A 2596-nucleotide genomic window follows, 5' to 3' on the forward strand; every position below is an offset into this window, starting at 1 on the left:
ACTTTTCAGACGGCCTTTTTTCTTTTTCAAAGAGTAGAGAAATTTCAAAGAGTTTTTATAAATCATCTTCAAAATCCAAACGCTTGTTCTATCCTAATCATTTATATTCAAAGATGACAATCTCAATCTCATCCTCGCCAATAGAGATAGCGGCTCTTATATGAATACAAGATGCCGTCTGAAAGTTGAGTTTCAGACGGCCTTTGTGTAATGTGAGCTTTCCTACCATTTTTCCTTGCATCGATGAATCATACTCCCTCTACGATGTAAATTATGTAAACACTGTGTTGATGGTTTATCATAGCAAAGCCTGCACCAAGCAATCATAAATACCGCAATATGTATAAAATCAAAAACCAATAAGAGAAAAAATGAATAAACAACAACTTGCAGCCAAAATTTGGCAATCTGCGAATAAAATGCGTTCCAAAATTGAAGCGAACGAATACAAAGACTACATCTTAGGCTTTATTTTCTACAAATTTTTGTCCGACAAACTGGAGAAATTTGCCCTTGAACAAGGCTTAGAAAAATCAAATTTTGCCGATGAGCTTACCGAATCTAACGTGGATCTTGTCAACCATATCAAAAGAAACCTCGGTTATTTCATCAGCTACGAACATCTATTCTCAACTTGGCTAGCCCAAGGCTCGGATTTCAATATTGCCAACGTCCGCACTGCAATGAGCGCTTTCAGCCGCAATATTGCAGAAAACTACATCTCAGTTTTTGACGGCATTTTCAAAACCTTAGAATCCGGTTTGAGCAAATTGGGCGATACCGCCGCCAGCCAAACCAATGCGGTGAAAGACCTTTTCGTGCTGATTGCCGATATTCCAATGGACGGCAAACAAGGCTATGACGTATTGGGCTTTATTTACGAGTATCTCATCGGTATGTTTGCCGCTAATGCAGGCAAAAAAGCGGGCGAATTCTATACGCCGCACGAAGTATCTTTGCTGATGTCTGAAATTATTGCCGACCATCTCAAAGACCGTGAAGAAATCAGCATTTACGACCCGACCAGCGGCTCAGGTTCATTGCTGATCAACATCGGCCATAGCGTTGCCAAACATCTCAAAAGCGCCGACAGCATCAAATATTACGCACAAGAATTAAAAGAAAACACTTACAACCTCACGCGTATGAATTTGGTCATGCGCGGCATTTTGCCGAGCAATATTTTCACCCGCAATGCCGATACATTAGAAGACGACTGGCCGCTGGAAGGCGAGCCGCTGTATCTGGATGCCGTAGTGTCCAATCCGCCCTATTCCCAGCCGTGGAATCCCAAAGACAAAGAAGGCGACATCCGCTACAAACGTTTTGGCGTCGCCCCGCAGGCAAAAGCCGATTTTGCCTTTCTATTGCACGACCTCTTCCACTTAAAGCCCGACGGCATCATGACCATCGTCTTGCCGCATGGCGTGCTTTTTAGGGGCGGAGAAGAAGAGAAAATCAGAAAAAATCTGATTGAATACAATCATATCGATGCCATTATCGGTCTGCCTGCCAATATCTTTTTTGGTACGGGCATTCCCACCATCATCGTCGTTTTACGCCAAGAGCGCGAACGTAACGACGTATTGATGATTGACGCCTCCAAACATTTCATCAAAGTGGGCAAAAACAACCATTTGCAGGCAAGTGACATCAAGCGCATTGTCGATTGCGTGACCCATCGCCGGGAATTGCCTAAATTCTCCCGCATTGTGCCGAAAGCCGAAATTGTAGCAAACGGCTACAACCTCAACATTCCGCGCTATGTTGATTCCGCCGAACCGGTGGAGCAATGGGATATTTTCGCCACCATGCACGGCGGCATTCCCAAAGCCGAGCTGGCACAATTCGCAGACTATTGGGCAGCCTTTGACGGTTTACAGACGGCCTTATTTACCGATAACGGCACACCTTATGTGCAGCCGAAAACCGACAATCTCAAAGCCGCCATGCAAAGCCACGCCAGCGTGCTGAATTACCAAGCGCAATTTGCCCAAAACTTTGCCGATTTCCCCGCTCGCTTGGAAACCCTGCTGATTGAACCGATGGAAACGCTCAACATCTCCCAAACCCAGCAGCAACTCGCCGAACTCATTCGGGAAAAAGTGCAGGCAATGCCCTTATTGGATTTTTATACCGCCTATCAAAAACTCGATGACCTATGGCGCGCCGATGTGGCAGGCATTGCCGCCGATTTGGAGATGATTCAAACCGAAGGCAAACAAGCAATTAAGCAGGTTGATCCATTTATGGTGTTGAAAAAAGACAGCAAAACCAAAAAAGAAGCCGAAGTACAAGACGGCTGGGTAGGGCATATTCTGCCATTTGAATTGGTGCAAGCCGTCAAATTGCCGCAGGAATTGACAAACCTGAAAGCCAAAGAAAATCGCTTAGAGGAAATCACCGCCGAACTACAGAGTATTTTAGATGATTTGAGCGAAGAAGAAAAAAGTGGACCTTATGTCAATGACGATAATGATGCATTTATTGCTAAAGAAATTGCTGCTTATTTCAAAGTAATTTATGCAAGCGTTACAACAGAAGAAACAATCGCATTGGAAAATTACCTAGAATTATTGTCAAACAAGGCTAAAAA

Annotated in this window: 1 protein-coding gene; it reads left to right on the top strand. The window is 44.1% G+C overall.

From position 1 onward, the window contains the following. Positions 1 to 371: 371 nt before the first annotated feature. A partial coding sequence (locus ACTHUE_RS15250; protein ID WP_440423913.1) for a type I restriction-modification system subunit M occupies positions 372 to 2596 on the top strand: 2225 nt, incomplete at its 3' end.

It is taken from the genome of Neisseria sp. P0021.S005 (assembly GCF_051956955.1).